This is a genomic window from Crossiella sp. S99.2, from assembly GCF_023094165.1.
Lineage (GTDB): Bacteria > Actinomycetota > Actinomycetes > Mycobacteriales > Pseudonocardiaceae > Crossiella.
In genome coordinates, this window is record NZ_JALMDK010000040.1 from 1 (window position 1) to 1,263 (window position 1,263).

Consider the following 1,263-nt stretch of genomic DNA (forward strand, 5'->3'; position numbering starts at 1 on the left):
TGAGGTGCCCCGAGTTTTCCGGACACGTCCCCAAGTAGAATTGACGGAGAGTCCGGAGGGAACGAGACGTGGCAAAGAAAGCACGGAGATACTCGGCAGAGCTGAAAGCCGAGGTTGTCCAACTCGTGCTGGGAACCGGTCGAGGCTACGGCGAGGTCGCCCGCGAGTTCGGGCTTGTCCCCGAAACTGTACGCACCTGGGTGATAAACGAGAAAAGGAAGAATCAGGTGCACACCGAACAGGCGGTTGAGGTCACCGAGCGAGCCCGGGTGACCGAGATGGAACGACGCATCCGCGAACTCGAACAGGAGAACGCCTTCCTGAAAAAAGCGGCGGCCTTCTTCGCGAAGGAACAACGGTAAGCAAGCGCTACCAGCTTATCGATGCGGAGAGGGACAACTTTTCGGTGACGATGATGTGTCGACTACTGGATGTTTCCAGGTCGGGTTTCTACGAGTGGTCGAGGCGTGTGATTTCGGCGGGTGCGCGCCGGCGGAGGGAACTGACCGAGACGATCCGGGAGGTTTTCGTCGACTCGGGCCGGACGTATGGCTATCGCCGGGTGCACGCGGAACTGGAGCGTCGCGGCATCCGGGTGGACGACGAGGTGGTGCGACGGTTGATGCGGGCGGCGCGCCTGGTACCGGTGCAGGTCAAGCGACGTCGCGGGCTGACAGCGGCCAACCGGGCCGCCGCTGAGGTGCCCGACCTGGTGGACCGGGACTTCACCGCAGAGGTGCCCGGGGCCAAGATGGTGGGCGATATTACCCAGATCGACACGGCCGAGGGGCCTCTGTTCCTGGCCTCGGTGATCGACTGTTTCTCCAAGAGTGTGCTCGGCTGGTCGTTTGGTGAGAGTTATCCGGCCAGTGTGGTGTGTGCCGCGCTGGAGATGGCCGGGACTCGTGTCCCGTTTCCGGAGAATGCCATATTTCACTCGGACCGTGGCAGTCAGTACACGTCGGCGGAGTTTGCCTCAGCCTTACGGGATCATGGTGTTCGTCAGTCGGTCGGCCGAACAGGTATCTGTTTCGACAACGCGATGGCGGAGTCGTTCTTTGGAAAGTTGAAGACGGAGCTGACCCATCACCAAACCTACGCTACCCGCGCCGCGGCTCGGCGGGACATCGTTCGGTTTATCGAGGGCTTCTACAACCGGCGTCGGCTTCATTCGGGGTTGGGTTACCGACCTCCTGCGGAGGTTCTGGCCGGGTGGTTTGTGAACCAGTCGGCGGCGTGATATTTTCCTTTTGGGTCGAGTCC

Annotated in this window: 2 protein-coding genes; both read left to right on the forward strand. The window is 61.4% G+C overall.

Features of this window, described 5'->3' with window-relative positions; all coding sequences use genetic code 11:
* The first annotated feature begins 68 nt into the window (after nt 1-68).
* Nucleotides 69-362: a transposase gene (locus tag MZC64_RS47465; RefSeq protein WP_247766272.1), complete on the forward strand. Its 294-nt coding sequence runs from the start codon at nt 69-71 to the stop codon at nt 360-362.
* A gap of 17 nt (nt 363-379) precedes the next feature.
* Entirely contained in the window at nt 380-1,240 is an 861-nt protein-coding gene (locus MZC64_RS47470; protein WP_247766273.1) for an IS3 family transposase, read from the forward strand.
* Nucleotides 1,241-1,263: the final 23 nt, after the last annotated feature.